The organism is Agromyces aerolatus (assembly GCF_031432255.1).
Classification (GTDB): domain Bacteria; phylum Actinomycetota; class Actinomycetes; order Actinomycetales; family Microbacteriaceae; genus Agromyces.
The window spans coordinates 26,839-52,423 of the sequence record NZ_JAVKGQ010000020.1; the positions used below are offsets into that span (position 1 = coordinate 26,839).

Annotated in this window: 21 protein-coding genes; 16 read left to right on the forward strand and 5 right to left on the reverse strand. The window is 70.5% G+C overall.

The annotated features are described in order from the left end of the window. The first annotated feature begins 83 nt into the window (after positions 1–83). The 4 genes from RH864_RS17570 (at position 84) to RH864_RS17585 (ending at position 3,455) form a co-directional block, all read left to right on the forward strand. Positions 84–491, forward strand: a complete 408-nt coding sequence (locus RH864_RS17570; RefSeq protein ID WP_310518879.1) for an NUDIX hydrolase — start codon at positions 84–86, stop codon at positions 489–491. Between the two features lie 104 nt (positions 492–595). Next, positions 596–1,498: a hypothetical protein gene (locus RH864_RS17575; protein WP_310518880.1), complete on the forward strand. Its 903-nt coding sequence runs from the start codon at positions 596–598 to the stop codon at positions 1,496–1,498. A gap of 4 nt (positions 1,499–1,502) precedes the next feature. Next, positions 1,503–1,820 carry a hypothetical protein gene (locus RH864_RS17580; RefSeq protein ID WP_310518881.1) on the forward strand — a complete coding sequence of 106 codons (318 nt, stop codon included), beginning with the start codon at positions 1,503–1,505 and terminating at the stop codon, positions 1,818–1,820. A 9-nt stretch (positions 1,821–1,829) separates the two neighbouring features. After that, positions 1,830–3,455: an alpha/beta fold hydrolase gene (locus tag RH864_RS17585; RefSeq protein ID WP_310518882.1), complete on the forward strand. Its 1,626-nt coding sequence runs from the start codon at positions 1,830–1,832 to the stop codon at positions 3,453–3,455. Positions 3,456–3,877: 422 nt separating this feature from the next. On the opposite strand, the gene RH864_RS17590 is transcribed toward RH864_RS17585, so the two are convergent. Beyond that, positions 3,878–4,786 (reverse strand): serine hydrolase, encoded by a 909-nt coding sequence (locus RH864_RS17590; protein WP_310518883.1) that lies wholly within the window; start codon positions 4,784–4,786, stop codon positions 3,878–3,880. A gap of 91 nt (positions 4,787–4,877) precedes the next feature. Continuing rightward, positions 4,878–6,851: a M13 family metallopeptidase gene (locus RH864_RS17595; protein ID WP_310518884.1), complete on the reverse strand. Its 1,974-nt coding sequence runs from the start codon at positions 6,849–6,851 to the stop codon at positions 4,878–4,880. A gap of 224 nt (positions 6,852–7,075) precedes the next feature. Here RH864_RS17595 and RH864_RS17600 point away from each other — a divergent pair, with 224 nt between their 5' ends. Then, the gene (locus RH864_RS17600) at positions 7,076–8,362 is read left to right on the forward strand and encodes an MATE family efflux transporter (protein ID WP_310518885.1); all 1,287 of its coding nucleotides are present in this window, start codon (positions 7,076–7,078) and stop codon (positions 8,360–8,362) included. A 248-nt stretch (positions 8,363–8,610) separates the two neighbouring features. Here RH864_RS17600 and RH864_RS17605 read toward each other — a convergent pair whose 3' ends face one another. After that, a complete protein-coding gene (locus RH864_RS17605) occupies positions 8,611–9,777 on the reverse strand; it encodes a substrate-binding domain-containing protein (protein WP_310518886.1) in 1,167 nt (388 codons plus the stop codon). Between the two features lie 154 nt (positions 9,778–9,931). On the opposite strand from RH864_RS17605, the gene RH864_RS17610 reads away from it, so the two are divergent. From RH864_RS17610 to RH864_RS17650, 9 genes are all read left to right on the forward strand, one after another. Beyond that, on the forward strand, positions 9,932–11,230 hold the full coding sequence (locus RH864_RS17610; RefSeq protein WP_310518887.1) for an MFS transporter: 1,299 nt from the start codon (positions 9,932–9,934) through the stop codon (positions 11,228–11,230). Positions 11,231–11,391: 161 nt separating this feature from the next. Beyond that, the gene (locus RH864_RS17615) at positions 11,392–11,844 is read left to right on the forward strand and encodes a hypothetical protein (protein ID WP_310518888.1); all 453 of its coding nucleotides are present in this window, start codon (positions 11,392–11,394) and stop codon (positions 11,842–11,844) included. A 152-nt stretch (positions 11,845–11,996) separates the two neighbouring features. Then, complete coding sequence (nucS, locus tag RH864_RS17620) at positions 11,997–12,692, forward strand: endonuclease NucS (RefSeq protein WP_310518889.1); 696 nt, start codon at positions 11,997–11,999, stop codon at positions 12,690–12,692. Positions 12,693–12,748: 56 nt separating this feature from the next. After that, positions 12,749–13,438, forward strand: coding sequence for an HAD hydrolase-like protein (locus tag RH864_RS17625; protein WP_310518890.1), 690 nt, complete (start codon positions 12,749–12,751; stop codon positions 13,436–13,438). 174 nt (positions 13,439–13,612) lie between these two features. After that, positions 13,613–14,566: a phosphotriesterase family protein gene (locus RH864_RS17630; RefSeq protein ID WP_310518891.1), complete on the forward strand. Its 954-nt coding sequence runs from the start codon at positions 13,613–13,615 to the stop codon at positions 14,564–14,566. 17 nt (positions 14,567–14,583) lie between these two features. Then, positions 14,584–15,402, forward strand: a complete 819-nt coding sequence (locus RH864_RS17635) for an ABC transporter permease (protein ID WP_310518892.1) — start codon at positions 14,584–14,586, stop codon at positions 15,400–15,402. After that, the gene (locus RH864_RS17640) at positions 15,402–16,214 is read left to right on the forward strand and encodes an ABC transporter ATP-binding protein (protein ID WP_310518893.1); all 813 of its coding nucleotides are present in this window, start codon (positions 15,402–15,404) and stop codon (positions 16,212–16,214) included. Before RH864_RS17635 ends, RH864_RS17640 begins: the two co-directional genes overlap by 1 nt. A 71-nt stretch (positions 16,215–16,285) precedes the next feature. Beyond that, positions 16,286–17,287, forward strand: a complete 1,002-nt coding sequence (locus RH864_RS17645) for an ABC transporter substrate-binding protein (RefSeq protein WP_310518894.1) — start codon at positions 16,286–16,288, stop codon at positions 17,285–17,287. Further along, a complete protein-coding gene (locus tag RH864_RS17650; RefSeq protein ID WP_310518895.1) occupies positions 17,287–19,632 on the forward strand; it encodes an arylsulfatase in 2,346 nt (781 codons plus the stop codon). Before RH864_RS17645 ends, RH864_RS17650 begins: the two co-directional genes overlap by 1 nt. Positions 19,633–19,699: 67 nt before the next feature. On the opposite strand, the gene RH864_RS17655 is transcribed toward RH864_RS17650, so the two are convergent. Next, entirely contained in the window at positions 19,700–20,113 is a 414-nt protein-coding gene (locus RH864_RS17655; RefSeq protein ID WP_310518896.1) for a hypothetical protein, read from the reverse strand. A gap of 217 nt (positions 20,114–20,330) precedes the next feature. Between RH864_RS17655 and RH864_RS17660 the strand changes: the two genes are divergently transcribed. Continuing rightward, the gene (locus RH864_RS17660; protein WP_310518897.1) at positions 20,331–23,219 is read left to right on the forward strand and encodes an immune inhibitor A domain-containing protein; all 2,889 of its coding nucleotides are present in this window, start codon (positions 20,331–20,333) and stop codon (positions 23,217–23,219) included. 116 nt (positions 23,220–23,335) lie between these two features. Continuing rightward, the gene (locus RH864_RS17665; RefSeq protein WP_310518898.1) at positions 23,336–24,919 is read left to right on the forward strand and encodes a collagen-binding domain-containing protein; all 1,584 of its coding nucleotides are present in this window, start codon (positions 23,336–23,338) and stop codon (positions 24,917–24,919) included. On the opposite strand, the gene RH864_RS17670 is transcribed toward RH864_RS17665, so the two are convergent. Next, positions 24,834–25,307 (reverse strand): Lrp/AsnC family transcriptional regulator, encoded by a 474-nt coding sequence (locus tag RH864_RS17670; protein ID WP_310518899.1) that lies wholly within the window; start codon positions 25,305–25,307, stop codon positions 24,834–24,836. The genes RH864_RS17665 and RH864_RS17670 overlap by 86 nt on opposite strands. Between the last annotated feature and the right edge of the window lie 278 nt (positions 25,308–25,585).

The window sequence follows — 25,585 nt, forward strand, 5'->3', positions numbered from 1 at the left end:
TCAGCGAGCTGGATCGCGTCGTGAGGCATCCGCGTCGCCTGAGGCATCCGCCTGGCCCGCGATGACCGCGTAGCCTGAGACGGATGTCTCAGCTGCCCGACCTGCTCGTCGCCGCCATCGCGCTCGTGCGCGATCGGCGCGTGCTCATGGTCACCGCACGGGAGCGCGACGTGTACTACATGCCGGGCGGCAAGATCGACCCGGGCGAGACGCCCGTCGAGGCGGCGGCCCGCGAGGCCTACGAGGAGGTCGCGCTTCAGCTCGACCCGGGCGCGCTAGAGCACCTCTTCGAGGTGCGCACGCTCGCGCACGGCGAGCCCGACGGTCGCCACGTGCGCATGGCCGTCTTCCAGGCCGAGACGGATGCCTCACCCGCGGCCTCGGCCGAGGTCGGCGCCCTGCACTGGGTGACCACCGCCGACGCCCACCGCTGCCCGCCGGCGGGCCGCGAGGTCCTCGCCCGGCTCGAGGCATCCGGTCTCATCGACTGACCGCGCTGCGCGCACGAGCTGCCGAGACCGTCGTTCCGGTGTGCCGTGGCGATCAGCACCAATAGCTGATATATTAGTGTGGTTGCCATCGAAAGGTCTGTGTCATGCTGAAGCACTCGTCCCGCGCTCGATCGCTCGGACTCATCGCCCTGGCCGGCACGCTCGCGACGGGGGCGCTCGCGCCTCTGATCGGGGCAACGGCAGCCCCGGCGATCGCCGCCGAGTGGCAGGTCGGTCATGCGGCATCGCCCGTGCTGGTCGACGCCGGGAACGGGATCACCGCGAACGTGAACCCGGCGACGGGCGTCGTCCAGCTCGAGACGTCCGCGGCCGGCGCCACCTGGGACACCGCGATTCACGAGATGGACCGCTACGGCCTCGGTCCGGGCGGGACGTGGGGCACCGCGTCCGCGGACATCCGGGGCGGGACCTCCGTGTACGTGCCGGGCATGGGTGTGTATGCACCCGACCCAGCCGAGCGGTCCGGACTGAGGGGTTACCCCGGCGACGACCTCAACTTCTCCCAGGACTGGGGGACCCTGCCCGCGCGGGGAGACATCCCCGCTCAGGAGTACGTGTTCACCCTCCACCACCTGGACACCGGCGCGGTCGACCACTTCGCACCGAACGGCGACGTGATCGCGTCGATCGACGCGGCCGGCGACCGAACCGACTGGGAGTTCACGCCGGGTCCGTACGGCAGCCGGCTCGAGCGCATCGTCGACCCTGCCGGCGCGATCACGAAAATCTCCTATTCGCCCGACGTGATCACCGTCACCGCACCCGACGGGCAATCCACGACCCTGGAATCCTCATTCGGCCGGCTGACGAAGCTCACGACGCCCACCGGGACGTCGGCCTTCTCCGCGCTCCCCGGCCTGTTCAGCCGGATCGTCTCCACGACGCCGTCCGGCGACACCGTCACGGGCTTCACGTGGAATCAGGACAAGCCGGGGAGTGTGATCCAGATCACCCGCAACGGCGAGATCGTCTACCCGAAAGGCTGATTCGATGCTCAGCCAGATCGCGGGCGCCGTGGCGCTCTCCGTGGCGGCGGCGGCGCTGCCCTCGGCGGCGTTGGCCACGCCCAGCGAACCGGCCGTCGCCGACCTCTACATCGGTGCGTTCCATGAGCCGATTCGCAAGGTGATCGGCGATGGTGAGGGCGAGATCGTCGACCCGAGTCGCGATGTCGCGGCGTTCACCGCCGACCGATTCGGCGGACTCATCATGAGGACTCGCCATTGCTCTCCACAGCACAGGCGGTCTGGGCGAATCTCTCCCTCCGGGCACCGTCAAGCGGCGGCGGACGAGCGGGCGCTTCCCTAGACTCCCGGCATGGCCCTGACGCGTTGGTTCCGCAGTGGCGACCGGGTCGTGCGCATCGCGGAGTCGGGCGGCGCGAGCCGGCCCGTGTACGTGCTCGTGCACGGGCTCGGCATGGCGCACGAGTACTGGAACGGGCTCGCCGAGGCACTCGAGAAGACCGGGCGGGTCCTCGCGCTCGACCTGCCGGGGTTCGGCGATTCGCCGAAGCCCGACGAGCCGCTGTCGATGAGCGAGGCCGGCGCGCTCGTCGGCGAGCTGCTCAGGGCCGAGGGGGTGAGCCGCGCGGTGCTCGTCGGGCACTCGACGGGGGCGCAGGTCGTCACCGAGACCGCCGGGCAACGACCCGAGCTCGTCGGCGCGGTCGTGCTGATCGGCCCGACCGTGAACCCGCGCGAGCGCACTGTCGCGAAGCAGACCATGCGCTTCCTGCAGGACATCTCGCTCACGAACCCCAAGGTGCTCGCGGTCGGGCTGAAGCTCTACGCCGAGGCCGGGCCCGCCTGGTACGCCGCGAACCTGCGGCCGATGATCGACCATCGGATGGAGCTCGCGCTGCCGCGCGTGCAGGCACCCACCCTCGTGGTGCGCGCCGAGCACGACGCGATCGTGCCCCGCGACTGGGCGAACGAGATCGCGCGCCTCCTGCCGGCGGGCCGCCTCATCGAGGTGCCGGGCCGTGGCCACGAGACCATGGTGACGGCCGGCGCGCAGGTCGCCGATCTCATCGCGCGCCACGCGCGCGGCGAGCCGGTGGGTCACGTGGTGCCCGAGGCATCCGCTATCGCAACGCCATCCGACGCACCGAACGGTCGCGGATGGCGGGTGTGCTCGCGCGCCACCCGCCATCCGCGACCGTTCGACGCGGCTCAGCACGAGGCGGATGCTCCGGGCGGCGCCTCGCTCGCGGGCACCGCCGCAGGACTCGACGCGCCGCCCCTGAAGGCGGCCTGGTGGTGGGCCCGCGACTATGCGTACGCGGGGCGACGCCAGCTCGCGGTGCTCGGCGCGGGTCGCTCGCCGCGGCACTGGCTTCGCGGCGACGATGCGCTGCCCGAGGTCGTGCTGCTGCCCGGCGTCTACGAGCACTGGTCGTTCCTCCGCCCCCTCGGCGAGCGACTGCACCGCGCCGGGTACCGGGTCCGCACGGTGCACGGCATGGGCGTGAACCGGGCTCCGATCGTCGACACGAGCGACAAGCTCGCCCGGGCGCTCGAGAAGCTGCCGCTGCCCGCTGCCGGACGCGTCGTCGTGGGGCACAGCAAGGGCGGGCTCATCGGCAAGCATCTGCTCATCCGTCAGGACGCCGACGCGCTCGGCGTGCTCGGCGTCGTTGCGGTCTGCACGCCGTTCGGCGGGTCGAGCCGGGCACGCCTGTTCCGCGATCCGAGCGTGCGCGCGCTGCTGCCGACCGACGCGACGATCATCATGCTCGGCGAGGCATCGTCCGTGAACGCGCGGATCGTCTCGATCTTCGGCACCTACGACCCGCACGTGCCCGACGGCAGCACACTCGAGGGCGCGACGAACGTGCGCGTGCCGATCGCCGGCCACTTCCGGGTGCTCGCCGCCCCGGAGACGGCCGACGCCGTGCTCGAGGCGCTCGAGCTGCTCGCCCGGACACGCACGCTCACCTGACACGATCTGCGCCCCCACCTGCGCGCCACCACGTGCCCCCCGCGCCACCCACTTGCCCCGCGCGCCACCCCGTGCCCCGCGCGCCATCCCCTGTCCCAGCGCCACCCACGTGCCCCGGCGCCACCACATGCCCCCCGCGCCACCCACGTGCCCCCGCGCCACCACACGCCACCCGCACCACCTCCTACCAATCGCGCCAGGCACGACGGTCGGCCTTGGCGCGGTCGGTCACAGATGGCGCTCCAGTCGAATGCGCCAACTCGTGCAACCCGCGCCACCTGCTGCGTCGGCGCCACCCGCGACGATGTGCGCCAGGAAACACGGTCGTGTCTGGCGCAAATCGTCGCGCTGGGCGCTGAAGCGCTGAAGTTACGGCCGGCTCGGGCGGGCGCGGTCCGGCGGGTGCGGCGGCGGCGGGGAGGCTAGTGCACGTACTCGAGCAGGTCGAGGCCGACCTGGTGCATGCCGTCGAGCACCGCGAGGCGGCTCGAGAGCTGCGTGTCGGCGAAGTACGTCGACACCGCGTACGCCACGCTCGCGCGGGGCCCCCGCAGCACGCCGGCCTCGCTGCGCACGCCGCCGTCGGTGCCGGTCTTGTTCATGAGCAGCACGCCGTGGTCGGGCATGCGGTGCGCGAGCGGGTCGAGGCCGAACGCCGACGCCACCATCGACAGGTCGGCGTTGAGCGACAGCCAGCCGACGACGCGCTGCGACACCTCGGGGCTCACGATCTCGCCGCGCGCGAGCGACGCGAACAGCCACGTGAGCTCTTTGGCCGAGCCGATCGAGAGCTGCGGGGCGTCGTCGGGTCCGCGGTGGTCGCGCACGAGGTCGAGCAGCGCGGTTCGGGTGAGCCCGAGCGCCTCGGTGCGCGCGCGCACCGCTTCGAGCCCGGTGTAGCGCAGCAACACGTTCGTGGCGAGGTTGTCGCTCGACGCGCCGATGAGCGCCGCGAGGTCGGCGACGGGCAGACTCGGCGACTGCAGGTGCTGCCAGATGCCCGAGTCGCCGACGGCGTCGCGTGGCGACCGGTCGAGCACGGTCAGCGCCTCGGTGCTCGCGCCGTCGAGCCGCGCGGCGACCTCGACGAGCAACAGCACCTTGCCGATCGAGGCGGTCGGCATGACGACATGGTCATCGACCGAGAACAGCACACGGCCGGTGGCGAGGTCGGTCGCCCGCGCCGAGACCTGCACGCCCGCGAGCGCGAGGTCGCCGAGCGCGCTGAAGCCACGGCTGAAGTCCTCGTAGGCGCCCTCGGAGAGATGACGCCCATGCCGCAGCGCGGCGTGACGGGAACGCCGTTCGGAACCCTGGGACGGGGTCACCACGGTGGCGAGCTCCTCTTCTCTCACTCGGCGCTCCCCCACCGCTGACCGCGGCGCGCTCTCATGGCTGGACTGCACTGCTGATCGGGCATGTCTACCAGATCGTGACCCGGTCGCCGGGATCGAGCCACAGCGCGTCGTCGGCGGTCACGCCGAAGCCCGCGTAGAACTCGTCGATGTTCCGAACGATCTGGTTGCAGCGGAACTCGTTCGGCGCGTGCGGGTCGATCGCGAGCAACCGCACGACCTCCTCGTCCCGGGCCTTCAGCTGCCACGACTGCGCCCAGGAGAGGAAGAACCGCTCGGCGCCGGACAGCCCGTCGAGCACGGGCGGCTCGGCGCCGTCGAGCGAGATCAGGTACGCCTTCCACGCGATCGCGAGCCCCCCGAGGTCGCCGATGTTCTCGCCGATCGTGAGTGCGCCGTTCACGTGCTGCTCGGCGGCCTCGTCGGTGCCCGCGAGCTGGGCGGGCACGAGTGCGTCGTACTGCGCGATGAGCGCCTTCGTGCGATCCTCGAACGCGGCGCGGTCATCGGCGGTCCACCAGTCGGTGAGCCGGCCGTCGCCGTCGTACTTCGAGCCCTGGTCGTCGAAGCCGTGCCCGATCTCGTGGCCGATGACGGCGCCGATCGCCCCGTAGTTCGCGGCGGCGTCGCGCTCGGGGTCGAAGAACGGGAACTGCAGGATGGCCGCGGGGAACACAATCTCGTTGAAGCCGGGGTTGTAGTACGCGTTGATGGTCTGCGGCGTCATGAACCATTCGTCGCGGTCGATCGGTCTGCCGATCTTGCCCAGCTCGCGGTTGAACTCGAACTCGGCGGTCGCGCGCACGTTGCCGACGAGGTCGCCGGCGTCGATCTCGAGCGCCGAGTAGTCGCGCCATTTCACGGGGTATCCGATCTTGGGCGTGAACTTCTCGAGCTTGTCGAGCGCACGCCGGCGCGTCTCCTCGCCCATCCAGTCGAGCCCGGCGATCGACCGGCGGTACGCCTCGACGAGGTTCGCGACGAGGTCGTCCATCGCCTCCTTCGCGGCCGGCGGGAAGTGCCGTTCGACGTAGATGCGGCCGACCGCCTCGCCCATGGCGCCCTCGACGAGCGAGACGCCGCGCTTCCAGCGTTCGCGCATCTGCGGGGTGCCGGTCAGCGTGCGGCCGTAGAAGTCGAAGTTCGCCTCGACGAACTCGCTCGACAGGTAGGCGGCGCTCGAGCGGATGACCTGCCAGGCGAGCCAGTCCTTCCAGGCGGGCAGCCGCTCATCGGTGAGCAGCGCGCCGAGCCCTTCGAGGAACGACGGCTGGCGCACGACGAGCTCGTCGAAGGCCGCATCGGGCGCGCCGGTCGCGTCGCGCCACACCTGCAGGGGGGCGGATGCCACGACGTCGGCCCATGCACGCAGGTTGTAGGTCTTCTCGCTGTCACGTGAGTCGACGTTCGACCAGTGCACGGCCGCGATGCGGGTCTCGAGGTCGTAGACGCGCGCCGCGCGCTCGTCGGCGGCGTCCAGCCCGGCGAGCCGGAACATCCGCTCGAGGTGGGCGCGATACGCGTCGCGCACCCCGGCGAAACGTTCCTCGCGGAAGTAGCTCTCGTCGGGGAGGCCGATGCCGCCCTGCTCGACGAACACGAGGTACCGCTCGGGGTCGCCGGGGTCGTTGTCGACGAACAGCTGCACGAAGCCCGAGACGCCCTGACGTTCGAACTGTCCGACGGTCGCGAGCAGGTCGTCGACCGTGCGGATCAGCGACGCCTCGAGCAGCTGCGCGGCGATCGGGGTGGTGCCGAGCATGTCGGCCTTGTCCTCGTTGAGGAAGCTCGCGTAGAGGTCGCCGACCTTGCGTGCTTCGGTGCCCGGCTCGGCGAGCTGCGACTCCTCGATGATCTCGCGGACCGCCTGCTCGGCCTCCTCGTGCAGGAGGATGAACGAGCCGTACCTGGCCTTGTCGGCGGGGATCTCGGTGCGATCGATCCACCGGCCGTTGACGTGCTGGAAGAGGTCGTCTTGTGGCCGGACCCCTGGATCCAGCTCGTCGAGGGTGATGCCGGACGAGAGCGTGACGTCGGTCATGCGCTCAAGCCTAAGCCGACCTCGTCGCAGGTCGAGTAGCGAAGCAATTCCCATCGGAGCCTCACGCGTATCGAGACCGTGGCGCCGGGTCTCGATACGCTTCGCTACTCGACCAGCGGGGACAGCGGGGCCGGCGAGGCACGTAGGCTCGGGACATCGACACCCCCGCACCTCCCTCCACGACCGCGAGGCGCACGGTCGACCGCGACATCCTGCGGCTCGCCGTGCCCGCGCTCGGCGCGCTCATCGCCGAGCCGTTGTTCCTGCTCACCGACACCGCCATGGTCGGTCATCTCGGGGCCGAGCCGCTCGCCGGTCTGGGGCTCGCCTCCGCGATCCTGCAGACGATCATCGGCCTCATGGTGTTCCTCGCGTACGCGACGACGCCCGCGGTCGCGCGACGGCTCGGCGCGGGCGACGAGCGCGGCGCGGTCGAGGCCGGCATCGACGGGCTGTGGCTCGCTCTCGGGCTCGGTGCGGTGCTCGCGCTCGCGGGGTGGGGGGCGGCGCCCTGGCTCGTGGGCGCCTTCGGCGCGTCCGAAGAGGTCACCGCCGAGGCATCCGCCTACCTGTCGATCTCGATGGCCGGGCTCCCGGCCATGCTCATCGTGTTCGCGGCGACCGGCCTGCTGCGCGGGCTGCAGGACACGCGCACGCCGCTCTGGGTCGCGGGGCTCGGGTTCGGCGCGAACATCGTGCTCAACTTCGTCTTCATCTATGTCGTGGGGCTCGGCCTCGCGGGGTCGGCCACAGGCACCGTGATCGCGCAGTGGGCGATGGTGCTCGTGTACCTCATCGTCGTCGCGCGGCACGCCGCGCGGGTCGGAGCGAACCCGCGCCCGCATCGAGCCGGTCTGCGGAGGGGGGCCGCCTCCGGCGGCTGGCTGTTCCTGCGCACGGTCAGTCTGCGCGCGGCGCTCCTGCTCGCGACGTGGTCGGCCACCGCCCTCGGTCCCGACGAACTCGCCGCTTACCAGGTCGCGATCACGCTGTTCTTCACGCTGGCCTTCGCCCTCGATGCGCTCGCGATCGCCGCGCAGGCGCTCGTCGGGCGCAGTCTCGGCGCCGGCGATGTCGCGACCGTGCGCGCCGTGCTGAAGCGGTGCGTGCTGTGGGGCGTCGGATCGGGCGCAGTCCTCGGAGCCGCGATCGCCGCGTCGGCGTGGGTGCTGCCCGGCGTGTTCACGTCGTCGGCCGAGGTCGCGGCGCTGCTGCCGCCCGCGCTCGTCGCGCTCGGGATCTCGGCTCCGCTCGCCGGCCTGGTGTTCGTGCTCGACGGCGTGCTGATCGGCGCGGGCGATGCCCGCTATCTCGCGTGGACCGGGCTCGTGAACCTCGCCGCCTACGTGCCACTCGCGCTCGGCGTGGTGTGGTGGTCGGGAACGCTTCCGGCATCCGTTGCGCTGGCGCTCGTCACCGCCGCGTTCGCGATCGGATATCTCGTGGCGCGCGCCGTCACGCTGTCGCTCCGCGCCCGCGGCGCCCGCTGGATGGTGACGGGCACCGTCTGAGCGGCGGGCCCCTTTCCGCCGACCGCGCCGCATGCGGCCCACTGCGCCCGGTAGGCCGGTCGCACGTGGCGCAGACGGTCGCACGTGGCGCGGGTAGCTCTTGGTCGCGGTGGAACGGCCCCAGAGGGCTGAGACAGCCGCCCACTGCCCACCGGCGCTCGCCCCGAGCGTGTCCCCCGAGCGTGTCCCCCGCGGCCACCCGCGCCACGTCGCACCAAGTGCGCCACGGCAGGGCGCCGGGCGCGGCGTCAGCCGCGCGGTGGAGCCGTGGTGTCGCCGATGTGCAGCGTGCACGTGAACGCGGCCGGCTCGGGCAGATCGCCCGCGAGCAGGCGCACGATCGCCTCGCCCGCCGCGCGGCCCTTGTCGACCGAGGGCTGGTCGAGCGTGGTCAGGTCGTGCTGCAGCCCATCGACCCGGATGCCGTCGAATCCGAGCACGCTGAGGTCTTCGGGCACGCGCAGCCCGAGCTCTTCGGCGGCGCGGATGACGCCCGCCGCGAGCAGATCGCTCTGCGCGATGATCGCCGTCGGGCGGCCGACGGCATCAGCGGTCCCGCCCCCGCCGGCACTACCGCCCCCGACGGCAGCGCCGGTCGCACCGCCCGCACCATCCGTACCGTCCGCCGCCGCCCCGCCGGCACCATCCGCCCCACCCGTGCCGGCCGGGTCGGCGAGCAGTGCGAGCGCCGCGATCCGGCCCTCTTCGACCGAGCTCGCCGCGGTCGCGAAGGCCGGTGCATCGGGGAAGACCTCTCGCGCGCCGAGCAGCCGGTCGCGAGTGGTCGAGTTGGTCGCGCGTGCCTCGAGCTCGGGCGTGATGGGGCCGCGTGTCCGCTGGGCGTCGACCGGCAGCGTGACGACGGCGACGTGCGAGTGCCCGAGCTTCTGCAGGTACTCGGCACCGCGGCGGGTCGCGGCGCGGTTGTCGATCACGATCTCGAGGATGTCCTCGTCGGCCGCGCCCTCGATCGCGACGGCCGGGATGCCGCGCCGGCGGAACACCGCGACCGTGTCCGCGAGGCGTGGGCTGCAGCCGACGAGCACGACCGCATCGACGGGCGCGCTCTCGACCGAGACCTGGGCGTCGTCGCCGGTGTCGGTGAGCAGCAGCAGCCCAGCGCCGAGCGGCGCGATGCCCTCGGCGATGCCGTCGAGCGTGCGGATCTTCACGGGGTCGAGGAAGGCCGCGCGCACGCGCTCCTCGAGCACCACGCCGACGATGCCGGAGCGGCCGCGCCTGAGCGACCGGGCTCGCGGATCGGGCCCGGCGTAGCCGAGTGCGGCTGCTGCGGCGAGCACGCGTTCCTTCGTGGCATCCGACACGGGACCCGACCCGCTGAACGCGATCGACGCCGTCGACGCGGACACACCGGCCTTCTCGGCCACGTCGGCGAGCGTCGGGTGACTGGGCATGCCCTGATCCTACTTGTGGGAATTACGGATGGAACCTAGCATCGAATCGATTCGACTCGAATCGATTCGACCTTACACCGCATCGCGGCCCGCCCGCCCATCCGACTGGAGCCTCACCATGGCGCACGAGACCTCCGCCGATAGCGTTGGCGACGTGACCCGCGCCCGCACCGCCATCGCACCCCACGGGCTGCGCGCGTGGCGCAACGCGGTCTTCGCGGTGTTCTTCCTCAGCGGGCTCAGCATGGCCAGCTGGGTCGCCCGGATCCCCGCGGTTCGCGACGCCACCGACCTCACCACGCAGGGCGTCGGGCTCGTCATCCTCGGCGCCTCGGCCGGATCGGTCGCGGGCCTCGTGGCCGCACCCCTGATCCTCGCCCGCCTCGGCACGCGGCGCGGCGAGGTCGCGTCGCTCGTGACCGTCTCGGTCGGCCTGATCGCCGTGGGCGTCGGCGGCTCGGCGGTGCCGTCGGTGCCACTCGTGGTCACGGGGCTCGTGCTGTTCGGGTTCGGCAACGGTGCGGTCGACGTCATGATGAACGTCGACGGAGCCATGGCCGAGCGGCACATCGGCAAGACGCTCATGCCGCTCATGCACGCGTTCTTCAGCTTCGGCACCGTCGCGGGCGCGCTGCTCGCGGCCGGCGCGTCGGCCATCGACCTCTCGGTGATGTGGCATCTCGGCGGAGTCGCCGTGCTCATCGCGGTCGCGGTGGTCATCGCGGTGCGATTCGTGCCGCGCGACTCGGCGGAAGCGTCAGATGGGGCGGATGCCTCGGGCGGCACGGATGCCTCGGGCGGCACGGATGCCTCGGGCGAGGCGGGTTCGCGCGGTGCCGCCAGGGCGCCGTGGCGCGCGCGGCTCAGCGCGAGCCTCTCCGTCTGGCGCGACGGCGGCCTCCTCTTGATCGGCGTGATCATGCTCAGCATGTCGTTCGCCGAGGGCAGCGCGAACGACTGGATCGCGCTCGCGGTCGTCGACGGCCACGGCTTCGACCCGACCATCGGCGCCCTCGTGTTCGGCGTGTTCACGGTGTCGATGACCGTCTCGCGCGTGCTCGGCGGGCCCGTGCTCGACCGGTTCGGGCGCGTCGCCGTGCTGCGCGTGCTCTCCGCGACGGGCGTCGTCGGCCTCGCGCTGTTCATCTTCGGCACCGAGCCCTGGATGCTCGTCGTCGGCACCGTGCTCTGGGCCGCCGGCTGCTCGCTCGGGTTCCCGGTCGGCATGTCGGCCGCGGCCGACCACCCGACGAAGTCGGCCGCGCGCGTCTCGGCTGTCGCGATCATCGGGTACTGCGCGTTCCTCGCGGGCCCGCCGCTGCTCGGATTCCTCGGCGAGCACTTCGGGCTCCTGAACGCGCTGCTCGTGCTCATGGGCCTCTTCGTCCTCGCGGGGTTGCTCGCGCCTGCAGCGCGTGAGCGGACCCAGCGCGCATCTTCGTCGGTCGAATAGCGGGTACCCGTTGACCCGTTGACCGAGTAGCGGACGACGAAGTCGCACGCGTATCGAGATCCCGCACCCGCTCGCACGACGCGCCCGCCTCGTCGTGCGCGACACGACCGGTCGCGGGCAAGGGCTGGCGCGAGGCATCCGTTTCGCCCCAGAATGCGGGCATGAGCGCAACCGAAGCCGACCGCCCGCTGCCCGAGCACACCCGACCCGAAGGCGTCGACGACGCGACCATCGAGGCGCTCGGCAAGCTCTCGGAGGCGCTCGAGGTCATCGAGGACGCGCGCGGATCGCTCTACCGGTTCCACCGGCTCACCGGCACCGCCGACCTCGCCGTCGGCGAGGCGATCGAGCTGTTCAGGAAGGCCGGGCACGACGAGATCGCCGACCGCATCGAACGCGAGATCCTGGGCCGCAACGTGCTCGAGGGCCGCTGGACGTTCCAGATCGTCGAGGAGTACGACGACGGGTACTACGCCGCGCTCAAGGATGCCGACCGCGCCGGGCGCGACGAGCTCGTCGCCGGCCGCCGCCACCTCTACGAGGCCGAGATGAAGGAACGCGAGCGCACCGTCGGCCTTCGGCACCACGAGGCGCGGCCGGCCGACCGCGCGTGACCCCCCGCCCGCCCGCATCCGCGCCACCCGCACCCGCGCCACCCCCATCCGCGCCACCCGCGACCGAGTGCGCCAGGCAGGACGGTCGGCCCTGGCGCACTCCGCAGGAACCGGCGCGATACCGGCGCACGCTGGCGACGTAGACTCTCGGGGTGCGTCTCGTCATCGCCCGTTGCTCAGTCGACTACGCCGGCCGCCTCTCCGCGCATCTGCCGCTCGCGACCCGCCTGCTCATGGTCAAGGGCGACGGCAGCCTGCTCGTGCACTCCGACGGCGGCAGCTATAAGCCGCTCAACTGGATGAGCCCGCCGTGCACGCTCGCGACGAGCGAGCCCGACGACGAGCAGGCCGAGGCCGGCATCTCCGAGATCTGGACGGTGACGCACAAGAAGACCGCCGACCGGCTCGTGGTCTCGATCTACGAGGTACTGCACGACTCGGCGCACGACCTCGGCGTCGACCCCGGTCTCGTGAAGGACGGCGTCGAGGCGCATCTGCAGCAGCTGCTCGCCGAGCAGATCGAGCTGCTCGGGGACGGGTACCGCCTTGTGCGCCGCGAGTACATGACGGCGATCGGCCCGGTCGACATCCTCGCGACGGATCACGCGGGTGCGAGCGTGGCCGTCGAGCTCAAGCGACGCGGCGACATCGACGGCGTCGAGCAGCTCACGCGCTACCTCGAGCTCATGAACCGCGACCCGCGGCTCGCGCCGGTCTCGGGCGTGTTCGCGGCGCAGGAGATCAAGCCGCAGGCGCGCACCCTCGCCGAAGACCGCGGCATTCGCTGCGTGGTGCTCGACTACGATGCGATGCGGGGCATCGAGAGCGGGCATGCCCGACTCTTCTGACCGCTCGCTGTGAGTGGTCGAGGGAAGCTCATATCTGCCCGCCCTAGTATGTCGGGGTGACCTCGACCCTCCCCACCCGCCCCGTGGCTGCGCCCCCGCGCACCTGGTCGGCCGTGCTGTTCGACCTCGACGGCACGATCGTCGACTCCGAGGCGGAGATCACCCGTTCCCTCGCCCACACGTTCTCCTCGATGGGCGTTCCCGTGCCAGACGCAGAGACGCTGCGGTCCTACGTCGGCCCGCCGCTGCTCGACAGCCTGCGCATGACCGCGGGCTTCACCGACGCCGACGCGTGGGAGGCCCTGAACGTCTATCGCGACCACTACGACGTGCACCTGCTGAACTCGCCCGTGTTCCCGGGCGTCGCCGGCGTGCTCGAGCGCCTGCACGCCGCTGGGGTCCCGGTCGCGCTCGCGACGAGCAAGCCGGAGTCCATGGCGCGCGACGTGCTCGAGCACAACGACCTCGCGAAGTACTTCACGGTCATCGCGGGCGCGAGCGAAGACGAGGAGCGCAGCACCAAGGCCGACGTCGTCCGCGAGGCGCTCGCCCGGCTCGACGCGCAGGGCGTCGACACGACCGAGGCGGTCATGGTCGGCGACCGAGGGTACGACACCCTGGGTGCGCTCGCGAACGGCGTTCCGACGATCATGGTCGAGTGGGGCTACGGCTCGCCGGCCGAGGCCGGCGACGCCTTCGCGGTCGTGCACTCGGCCGACCAGCTGCGGAACCTGCTGCTCGGCTGAGCGATCGACGTTCCGAAACGGCTCCCGGCGATTCGCCGGGAGCCGTTCTTGCTGCGTGCTCGGTTCCCGGGCGCCTCCGCGGTTCGAGAGCCCACGGAGAATTTATTGCCCGAAAGGTACATGTCTTGTACCATTGCCGCAATTCGTTCCGGGCACCGCAGCTGGGAGACACGTATGCCTGATGAGCACGTCACCGCACGCCTCGACGACCACGAGGTCGTAACCGTCCTGGGCACCATCCCCGCCACCGAGCTGGGGATGACGCTGACCCACGAGCACCTCCTCATGAACTGGATGAAGGAGAACCGGCTCAACGGCCTCCTCGCAGACATCCAGCTCATGAGCGCCGAGCTCGAACCGTTCGCAGCGGCCGGCGGCCGCACCGTCGTCGAGCTCACGTCGATGGGCATCGGCCGGGATCCACAGGGCCTCGCGGAGATCGCACGGCGCACGGGCCTCAATATCGTCATGGGCACCGGGTTCTATCGCGAGCCCTACCTCGACCCCGGATTCGTGAACCGCAAGGACGCGTCCGCGATCGCGGAGTGGCTCGAGCTCGACATCCGCGAAGGTGCGGATGGCACCGGTATCCGGCCCGGCATCATCGGCGAGGTGGGACAGGACGGGCCGGTCATGACCGCCATGGAGGAGCGGACGTTCCGCGCGGCGGGGCTCGCGCAGCTCGCGACGGGCCTCACCATCTCCACGCATGCAGCCAGGTGGCCTAACGGTCTCCCCCAGCTCGACCTGCTCGACTCGCTCGGCGTCGATCCAGGCAGGGTCATCATCGGACACGCCGACACCGTGCCGAGCAGCGACTACCACCTCGAGCTCGCCCGCCGCGGCGCGTTCGTGCAGTTCGACACGCTGTGCATCGCCATGCGTCAGCCCTTCGAGCTCGACAAGCGCATCGAGTACGTGCTCCGGATGCTGGACGCCGGGCACGTCGACCGTTTGCTCCTCTCCCACGATGTCTGCGTCACCGACCATCTCTCCGTCTACGGCGGCGGCGGGTTCGGATACCTGACGAGCACCTTCCTGCCCGCGCTGCGAGATCACGGCGTGAGCGACGACGACATCGACCGGATCACGGTCCAGAATCCGGCCCGCGCGCTCACCGGCGCCTGAGCATGCCGAGGAATGCGATGACCACGACCACACCCGTACGCACGCAGTCCCCGAGCACGCGCGCGGCGTCACCAGCGCGACGGATGCCGAGAGCCGGCATCAGCCTCGTGGCGATCGCGATCCTGATCGGCCTGTGGTGGCTGGCCGCGGTCGCCATCGACGACCCGGTGGTCCTGCCCTCACCGCCAGAGGTCGCGATGAGGGCGGTCGAGCTGCTCGGAACCGGCAGCGGCAACATGTGGCCCGACATCGGTGCGTCCCTCGCACGCGTGCTGATCGGCTGGTCTCTCGGCATCGTCGCGGGCGTGGTGCTCGGCGTCGCCCTGGCTTCGAGCAAGACGCTCTACTCCGCCATCGACCCGATCATGCAGGGCGCGCGATCCATCCCGCCGCTCGCGTGGACCCCGCTCCTCATCGTGTGGCTCGGCATCGGCGAGCTCTCGAAGGTGTTCCTCATCTTCGTCGCGACCCTCCCCATCATCGCGATCGGCACGGCGGCGGGCATCAGCGGCGTCGACCTCTCGCTACGCCGGGCGGCGCTCACGCTCGGCGCGAGCCCCGCGTACCTCTTGCGGCGAGTCATCCTGCCGGGCAGCCTGCCTGAGCTGCTGACCGCGATGCGCATCTCGCAGGGGCTCTCCTGGAGCTGCCTGGTCGCTGCCGAGCTGATTGCGTCGACCGAGGGCATCGGCTACCGGATCATGCAGGCCGGCCGCTACCTCGACACGAGCACGATCTTCGTGGGGATCCTCCTCATCGGCGTGCTCGCGAGCGCGACCGACGCGATCCTGCAGGTGCTGCAACGACGGCTCGTGCCGTGGAAGGGGAAGGCGTAGTGGAGACGACCGCGACCGGAGCTGCCGCGATGCCGCCCGCCGACCCGGCAGCGCAGGCGCTCGCGCTCGACGTCGAGCACCTGCACTACCGCTACGACACGCAGCGCGAAGGCACGCCCGACATCTTGAGCGACATCAACCTGCAGATCGCTGACGGCGAGTTCGTCGCGGTCATGGGGCCATCGGGGTGCGGCAAGTCGACGCTGCTGAACCTCGTGGCGGGGTTCGCGTCGCCGAGCTCGGGCAGCATGCATTGCATGGGCCGGCCCGTGACCCGGCCGGGCGCCGACCGCGGCGTCGTCTTCCAGCGGCCCGCCCTCTATCCGTGGCTCGACGTGCTCGACAACGTGACGTTCGGGCTGCGGGCACGGCACGTGCGCGGCGACCTCGCGTCGCGCGCCCGGGCGATGATCGCCGAGGTCGGGCTCGAAGGCTACGAGAAGCACAAGCCGTACGAGCTCTCGGGTGGCATGCAGAGCCGCGTCGCCCTCGCACGGACGCTCGTGAACGAGCCACGGCTGCTCCTCATGGACGAGCCGTTCGCGGCGCTCGACGCGCAAACCCGCGCCGAGATGCAGGAGCTCGTGCTCAACATCCGCGAGCTGCATCGCTCGTCCGTGATGTTCGTGACGCACGACATCGAGGAGGGGTTGCTCCTCGCCGACCGCGTCGTCGTGCTCGGCGGGTCGCCCTCCTCGGTCGTCGAGGTCGTCGGGGTCGACGCACCGCGTCCGCGGTCGTACGACGTCGTCATGAGCGAACAGTTCGTCGAGCTCCGCAAGCGCGTGCGCGAGCTCTTCCACGCCCACTGAGCACCTCCCGCGCACCGGCCGCACGGCCGCCCAGCAGTTCCGATCATCAACGCCAGCTGAAAGGAATACCCATGCGAAAGGCCACACCTCTTGCCGCGCTCGGTCTCGCGAGCGCGGTCATGCTCACCGCGTGCGCCTCGGGAGCCGCGGAGGGCGGCTCCTCGGCGGAGCCCGAGCCGAGCACCGCCACCCTCGGGATCTTCACGGCGCCGACCGTCTTGCAGGCCGGCCTCGCGTGGGGACTCTTCGACGACCTGCCGATGGAGATGACCGTCATCGACTCGGGGCCCGCGGCCCTCCCGCTCGTGAAGCGCGGCGATATGGCGGGCATCGTCGACCTCAGCGCGACGCCGCTCATGGTCGGCGAGACGAGCGAGATCCCGCTCAAGATCGTGTGGATGACGAGCGGCGCGACCTACGACCTCGTCGTGTCCCCCGACATCACCTCGGCCGAGGATCTCGTCGGCAAGAACATCGCCATCGTGCCCGGCTCGATCCTCGAGTACGTGCTCGACAAGTACCTCGAAGAGCACGGCGTCGACCCGGCGACGGTCAAGAAGGTCGATCTCCCGCCGCCCTCGATGCCGGCGGCGCTGTCGACCGGCCAGATCGACGGTGCCTTCGTGTGGGAGCCGTTCAGCTCGCAGATGGTCGAGAGCGGCGGCACGTCGATCGCCGAGGACAGCGACCGCGGGCTCGTGGTGTTCGGCGCAGACTACGTCGAGCAGTATCCCGAGAACGTGCAGGCCGTCGTGTGCAGCGTCGCCGCGAGCGCCGAGCGGTTCCTCGAGGACCCCGACGCGGCGTACGAGGCCATCGGCGAGCAGCTCGGGCAGCCCGCAGAGGGCATCGCCGCGGCGATGCCCTCCGCGAGCGTGCTCGAGCCGAGCCAGGCGAACGCCGACGACCTCGGCGACGGCACTTCGCCCTCGAAGTACGCCGCCGACATCGCCGCGATCGGCGACTGGCTCGCCAGCCAGGACCGCATCCCGTACGCGCCCACCGTCGAGGACGTGGAGAACCTCTTCGACCCGAGCTTCGCGATCGCGGTCGACGAAGGCGCGTGCGAGTGATGACCGGTCCGAACCGGGACGCCCTGCCGATCCATCGCGTGGATGCCAACCCGCGGCACCTGTTCGACGCGAACGAAGGCGAGTGGCCGTTCACCACCCCCCTCGCAGTCGAACCACCCGAGGGAGCACCCAACATCGTGCTCGTGGTTCTCGACGACATGGGCTTCGGCAGCTCGAGCGCGTTCGGTGGGCCGTGCGAGATGCCGACGGCCGAGCGGCTCGCGAACGGCGGCCTGCGATTCTCTCGCTTCCACGTGAACGCCATCTGTTCGCCGACACGACAGTCGTTGCTGACCGGGAGGAACAGCCACGCCGTCGGCATGGGCGCGACGACCGAGCTCGGCACCTCGGCCCCGGGGTACACCTCGATCCGCCCGACGACGGCCGCGACGATCGCACAGATCCTGGTCGAGAACGGCTACAGCACTGGCGCGTTCGGCAAGATGCATCAGACGCCCCAGTGGGAGGTCAGCACCGCCGGGCCGTTCGACCGCTGGCCGACCGGCGAAGGATTCGAGCGGTTCTACGGCTTCATCGGACCCGAGATGAACCACTGGGATCCTCTCCTCTTCGACGGGACGACCCCCGTCGAACCTGCGAGGCACGCCGAGGGCGAGTATCACCTCAGCGAGGACCTCGCCGATCGCGCGATCGACTGGCTCACCGATCTGAGCGTGCTCACGCCCGAGAAGCCCTTCTTCATGTATCTCCCGATGGCGGCGTGCCACGGACCGCTCCACGTCGGGCGCGAGTGGCAGGAGGCGCAGCGCGGCCGGTTCGACCACGGGTGGGATCGCCAGCGCGAGATCACGCTCGAACGGCAGAAGGCCATCGGCGTCATCCCGGACGACGCCGAGCTCGCACCCAAGCCGCCGGGGATCGTCGAGTGGGAGTCCCTCTCCGAGGAGGAGCAGCGCGCGAGCACGGCGTTCATGGAGACGTACGCGGCCGTCGCTGCGCACGTCGACGCCCAGATCGGCCGGGTCGTCGATGCGCTCGAGGCGCTCGGGCGGCTGGACGACACGCTCGTGCTCTACCTCCTCGGTGACAACGGGGCGTCCGCGGAGGGCGGCCTTCACGGCACCCTCAACGTCGAGCGCTCCTACAGCGGCATCGAGGACTCGCCGTCCTTCCTCGCCGAGCACCTCGACGAGCTCGGCGGGCCGCTGTCCTACCCGCTGCACCCGAGTGGCTGGGCCGTCGCGATGAGCACGCCGTACCAGTGGACGAAGCAGATCGCCTCGCATTTCGGCGGCACTCGCGACGGGCTCATCGCCCACTGGCCCAAGGGCATCGCGGCTCGAGGCGAGGTTCGGGATCAGTGGCACCACGTCATCGACATCGCTCCGACGATCCTCGAGCTCGCCGGCCTGCCGGCGCCGAGGTCGGTGAACGGCGTCCAGCAGGAGGCGATGGACGGCGTCAGCATGGCATACGCCTTCGGTGCGCAGGATGCCCCGTCGCGGCGTACGACCCAGTACTTCGAGGCACTCGGCAACCGCGCCATCTACGACGACGGCTGGATCGCGTCGATCAAGCACCGCACGCCATGGGAGCAGGTCGGCACCACACTCGTGCCGTTCGACGAGGAGGAGTGGGAGCTCTACGACCTGCGGAACGACTGGACCCAATCGAGGAACATCGCCGCGGAGCATCCGGAGAAGGTCGCGTACCTGACGAAGCTCTTCTTCGCCGAGGCCGTGCGCAACAAGGTGTTCCCGATGGACGACCGAGCGACCGAGCGCTACAGTCCCGACCTCGCGGGGCGGCGGGAGTTGCTCGGCGGCCGCAGTGCGTTCACGTTCCACGCGTCGACCCGCCGACTCGGCGAGGAGATCGCGCCGAACGTGAAGAACCGCGACCACGTGGTGCGGGCCGACCTCGAGGTGTTCGAGGATGGGCCGGACGGCGTGCTCCTCGCGCAGGGCGGGCGCTTCGGTGGCTGGGTGTTCCACCTGATCGACGGGCGTCCGGCGTACAGCTACAACCGATTCGACCTCGAGCGGAGCCGCGCGATGGGCCCCGATCGACTCCGCCCGGGCGCGCACGTCGTGTCGTTCGAGTCCAGGTATCTCGGTCCCGAGCTCGGAGGCGCCGCGCACGTGCGAATGTTCGTCGACGGCGACGAGGTCGCCGAGCTGGCCCTCGAACGCACGACGCCCTTCCTGTTCTCAAGTCACGAGACCATGGACGTCGGGATCGACCTCGGCACGCCCGTCGTGGAGGACTACGCGACGCCGTGGGGCGAGCTCGAACGTTGCGGCATCCGCAAGGTGGACGTGCAGGTCGGGGCCGGCTACCTCGACCCTGAGGCGCACGCGAGGCGTGTGATCGCGCATCAGTGACGCGCTCACCCGGCCCTGAACGGGCCGGCGCGAGCGGGCTCGACCGGCCCGCTCGCGCCGCGTCGGATCAGCCGTTGTCGACGACCTTGACCGTGAACGTCACGGTCTGGTCGGTCGACGTGTTGTCGAGCGCGACCTGGGTCTCGCCCACCGCGAGCGCGGTGAGGCCCGGGTTGAACTGCGCGCTGCCGTCGTCGCGGCCGGGCGTGAACGACACGATGCTCTCGTCCTCGATCTCCGCGCCCCAGTCGGCGTAGGTCTCGTCGTCGCCCGTGAGGTCGATGACGTTGCCGACCTCAACCTCGACGGTCGTTCCGTCGATGTCGTTCAGATCCGCGATCACCGGCGCGACGACCTCCGCGCTCGCGGTGGCCGGGTGGGTCTCATGGCTGCCCGACGAGCTCGTGCATCCGGCGAGCGCGAGCGCGCCCGCGGCGATCAGGACGGCGACGGATGCTCCGGCGCGCAGTGTTCTCGGCATCGAGGATTCCTTTCGAACGGTCGGGGTCGGGGTCAGCGTATCGGGGCGCACGCCCGAGACATCCGTTCGCCCCACCAGAAGACGCACGATCGTTGCGAGCGTCGCACATATCCACCGTTTCGACGAGGAAATCCCCAGAAGGGTATTCCCCCGAACGGGGGGTAGGGAGCAGGATGCCCTCTATGTCCGCCCACCCGGCGGATTCGGAGGGAGAACCATGTCAGGACACCCCACTCGCGCCGGCAGGCGCGTGCTGGCGTCGATCCCGATCATCGCACTCGCGGCCGCAGGTCTGACGACCTTCAGCGTGACCGCGGCGGCGGCTGCACCGGCGCAGCCGCCAGTGATCTCGGACGACGAGTACTACATCAACTACGTCGAGCCGCGGGCCCAAGAGGCCTTCGTCGACGATGTCGCGGTCGGCACCGAGGATGCGCAGCGCAGCGCACGCCAGGCGACGGCACTCGAGACCGCTGAAGCGGTCAACCAGAAGTACGCCGAGGGAAATCCGCTCGCCGCGAAGGGCCTCGCCGAGCTCGAGTCGCAGTCGATCGAGACCGGGAAGAGCCCGAAGGAGCTCAAGCGCGAACGCGGTCGCGGGCACGGCCACGGCCACGGCCACGGGCACGGAAAGGGCCCGAAGAAGCCCGAATACAAGCAGGCCGACGAGACCCAGGAGGCCAAGCTCCTCACGATCCTCGTCGAGTTCAACCCCGAGGCGAACGACGACTTCACGGGCGAGTACGTGCCGACCGAGTTCGGCGCGACCGAGTGCAAGCCGGGCGATGTGCAGAACGGCCCGCTGCACAATCAGATCCCGAACCCCGCCGAGGCCGAGCGTCCCGACAACAACACGATGTGGGTCGAGGACTTCTCGTCCGAGCACTTCAACACGATGCTCTTCACCGAGGAGGGCATCACCGAGCGCGTGCGGCCCGACCTGCGCGGCCCCGACGGCCGACGGGGCATCGACATCTCGGGCTACACCATGAAGAACATGTACGAGGAGATGTCGCAGGGCGCCTACACGGTGACCGGCGAGGCGACGCCGTGGATCACGGTGCCGCACTCCGAGGCGTACTACGGCGCCACGACCTGCCACCTGAACGACGAGGGCGTCTACGAGGCGGGCCCCATGCAGGACATGCAGGGCCACCCCGACAACCCGCTCGGGCCCGGCCAGCTGCCGATCGACGCGGTGGCCGCGCTCGCGGCCGCGCAGCCCGACTTCCCCTGGGCCGACTACGACATCGAGGACCAGGGCGACCGTGACGGCGACGGGGACTTCTTCGAGCCCGACGGCGTGATCGATCACGTCGTGCTCGTGCACGCGGGCGAGGACAAGTCCGGCAACGGCGGCGCGCAGGGCACGTACGCGATCTGGGCGCACTCGTCGGCCGTCCCCGGCGGTGCGGACATCCCCGGCACCGACCTCAAGCTGTCGAACTACATCGTGCAGCCCGAGGACTCGGGCGTCGGCGTGTTCGCGCACGAGTACGGTCATGACCTCGGCCTGCCCGACCTGTACGACACCTCGGGGGCCGGGAACTCCGACATCGACTTCTGGGATCTCATGAGCTCGGGCTCGCACGCGGGGCCGATCTTCCAGTCGATGCCGACCCATATGGGCCTCTGGGACAAGTGGGTGCTGGGCTGGGCCGATCCGCTCGAGGTGAATCCCGGCGACGCCCCGCTCGACGTGACCGTGAGCCAGAACTCGCGGCCACTGAAGGACACCGAGGACGGCGTCATCGTCAATCTGCCCGACAAGGTGATCACGCTCGCCGAGCCGCACAGCGGCGAGAACATGTGGTACACCGGCTCCGATCAGGACTACGGCGACATCCGGCTGAGCCGCACGCTCGAGTCCGTGCCAGTGGGGGCCAAGTTCTGGATGTGGAACGACTACGTCATCGAGCAGGACTGGGACTTCGGCTTCGTCGAGGTCACGACCGACGGCGGCACGACCTGGACCGATGTGCCGGTCTTCAACGAGGACGGCTCGACCGCGACGACACCTGAGGACTATCCCGACCCGAACGGCAACCTGCGCGGCTGGTTCCAGCGCACGCACGGCTTGACCGGGTCGACCGAGGGCTGGGCGCACCAGTACGTCGACCTTTCCGCGTACGCCGGGCAGTCGGTGGGCGTTCGCCTGCGGCTCGCGACCGACGCGGCGTTCCAGGAGCGCGGATGGTTCGCGGACGACTTTGAGCTCATCGGCGGCGACGGCACCGTGGCGTGGAGCGACGATGTCGAGAGCGGCGACAACGGCTGGGTCAACGAGGTCGCGTCGTGGGCGAACACGACCGGCCCGGGCTGGCGCATCGACACCGGCACGTCGACGAAGGCGCAGTACTACCTGGTCGAGTGGCGCAACTTCGACGGCTTCGACGAGGGCCTGAAGTACGCCTACGACACGGTGTACAGCGACACGGCGTGGAAGGTCGACAAGATCGCCTATAACGCGCCCGGCGCGCTCGTCTGGTACCGGGACACGACGTACGGCGACGCGAACATGGTCCGCAACAACCTGACCGCGCTGCCGAGCGCGGGCGCCAAGGGGGGCCTGCTCATCGTCGACAGCCACTTCGACCCGCTGCGCCGCACGGGCGACGCGGCGGCGAACGATCCGTCGGCGCTGAAGAACCTGCCGTCGCGGGCGCAGTCGTCGGACGCGGCCTTCGGTCTGCAGAAGTCGTACGACTTCCGCGAGTGCTACGTCGACGACGCGTACACCGAGTTCTGCACGAAGGTGAAGTCGCAGAAGCCGGTGCGCACGTTCACCGACGATCAGGGCTGGGTGCCGGGCTTCGAGTACCGCCCCGACCTGCTCGAGGCGACGGGCAGCGACCTGTTCTACCGGTACGTCGACGGCTCGGTCGTGGTCCCGTCGCTCGGCAATGCGCCGTATTCGACGCGCATCGTGAACGCCGACGGCACGCCGGCGACCGACCTGTACGGGACGGACCTCGGCTTCACGACGCTCGGCACTGGCAACCCGGCCGATGCGGGCGTGGGCTACGGCACCGTGGTCGAGGTCAAGAAGGCGGGCAAGCACAACACCACGGCGCAGATCAGGATCACTCCGCCCCGCGCGGAATGAGCTGAGCGGATGCCTCGGCGAGGCGCCGGCCCGCGCGGCCGGCGCCTCGTCGCGGCCGGCCTCGTCGCAACCCGCAACCCTTGGCAAGCCGGACGTGTTCTGTAAGGCTTGCCCGCATGGGGGCTAATCGGGGGGACATCATCCGGAAGGGGACGGCGACGGGCGTCGCCATGCTCGCCTTCACGGGAGCGGGCGCGCTGCTGTCGGTCCAGGCGCTGGCGGCGCCCGGCGATCCGATCGGGCCGATCAACCCGGTCGCGCAGGACCTGAACGGGCATCCGGCGAACAGCGGATTCCTGGTGTTCGTCGAGGGCGACGTGCAGCTGAACGCCGACGAGGCCGAGGGCACGATCGCGCTGGGCGGCGATCTCGCCTTCAACAGCGCCTACAACATCGCGGCCGGCGCCGTGCCGCCCGCGACGATCACGGTGGCGCCCGACACGTCGCCCGTGTACCTGTACGTCGGCGGAGGGGTGACCTGGCCCGACGACGACGGGCTCATCCTGCGGGTGCTGAACAACGGCTTCGCGAAGATCGCGGACACGACCACGTACGGCGCCGCGACCGTCGACCAGAACGGCGCGACCGGCGCGTGGCATGTGTTCGAGCCGGATGCCTCGTACGAGAGCCAGCCCCGCATCGAGGGCACGATCCCGCAGACCCCCGAGTCGATCGCCACGCCGGTGCCCACCGAGCTGCTCGACATCTCCGGGGCGTTCGGGCTCTACCGCGACACGACGGCGCAGCTGGCCCTCTGCACGCCCACGATCGACCTCACGGATCAGGCCGCCGAGCCCATCGCGCCGCCCTATCCCGAGGGGAGCTCGGGTGCGTTGCGGCTCGTGCCCGGGCAGACGAACGTCTTCGAGATCGCGGCCGACGATCTCGCGCGACTCGGCGAGATCTCGTTCCCGGAGGGCGGGCCTTCACCCGACACGCCCCTGCTGGTCAACGTGACGGGTGAGACGTTCGTCGGCACGACGCCGAACCTCGCCGGCCTCTCGAGCGCGAACGCGCCGTACGTCCTCTGGAACTTCCCGGAGGCGACGACGGTGACCGTCACGGGGGGCGACTCGATCGAGGGCACCCTGTACGCACCGAACGCACTGCTGAACTGGCAGATCACGCAGAACATCGAAGGCAACGTGATCGCCGCGGAGTTCATCCACGGCATGCCGGCTTCCGGCCCCGTGGGAGCGCCGCGAGGTGCACGGATTCCCGTTCGCCGCGGAGCTGTCGTGCATCGAACGCCCCGGCCCCGGGCCGACCACCACGACCGTGGAGCCGACGACGACCCCGCCGACCACCTCGGCACCGCCGACGACCACGACGAGCGAGCCGACCACCGCGCCGCCCACGACCACCGCCCCCGTGCCGACCACGGCCGTGCCCACCTTCACCACGCCGGCCCCGGCCGCGGGAGGCGGCTCGGGCCGCCTGCCGTCGACGGGGTGGGACCCGACCGGCGTCGTCTGGGCCGCACTGCTCGCCCTCGGCGGAGCATCCGCCCTCGTGCTCGGCTACCGCAAGCCGCGCCCAGCCGCATCGGCCGCGTCGGAGCCGAACCGGGCTCGCTGAGAGGGCCGTCGGGGCCGATAGGCCTCGTCGGCGCGGCTAGGCCTCTTCGGCCAACGGAGCGGCCTGGAAGTCGGCGCGGTTGCCGACGCCCCAGCCGTAGGCCATCTTGTGGATCTCGGTGATGAAGAACGTGTCGGTCGAGGCGACGCCGTCGATGCGGTTGACGCGCTTGAGCAGGTCGCGGAAGTGGGCCGTGTCGCGGCAGACGACCTCGATGAACGCGTCGAACGATCCGGCGGTCTCGGCGACGTAGCTCGTCTCGGGGAGGCTCGTGAACACCTCCACGACCTCGTCGCTTCGGCCAGCGTGGATGCGTGCGCCGATGAGCGCCATGACGTCGAACCCGATCTTGAGCGGATCGGCGATGCCGACGACCTGCAGCACGCCCGACTGCTCGAGCTTCTGCACCCGGTAGCGCACGGCGCTCACGCTGATGCCGAGGTCCTGGGCGAGTGCGGTGAAGGAGCGCCGGCCCTCGAACTGCAGTCCGGTGATGATGCGGCGGTCCACGTCGTCAAGTGTCGGCACAGCTCTCCTCCATCGAAGTACTCCAACGGTAGTGGGTACCGGGCGTTCACCGGCGTACCAATTTTCCGCTGAAAGTGGCGAAACTGCGTTCGGTGTTTGTAAATTCTATGCAACAAGGTTTCTGAAATTGCAGAAATCGCTACGAAGGGGTGGCTAGGGTCTCCAACATGACGAACCGACAGCCGAGCGGAACGGTCGATCCACGGATCGCTGCGTTCTTGGCGGAGCAGGCCGAGGCGGTGACCTCGACGCCGCCGCAC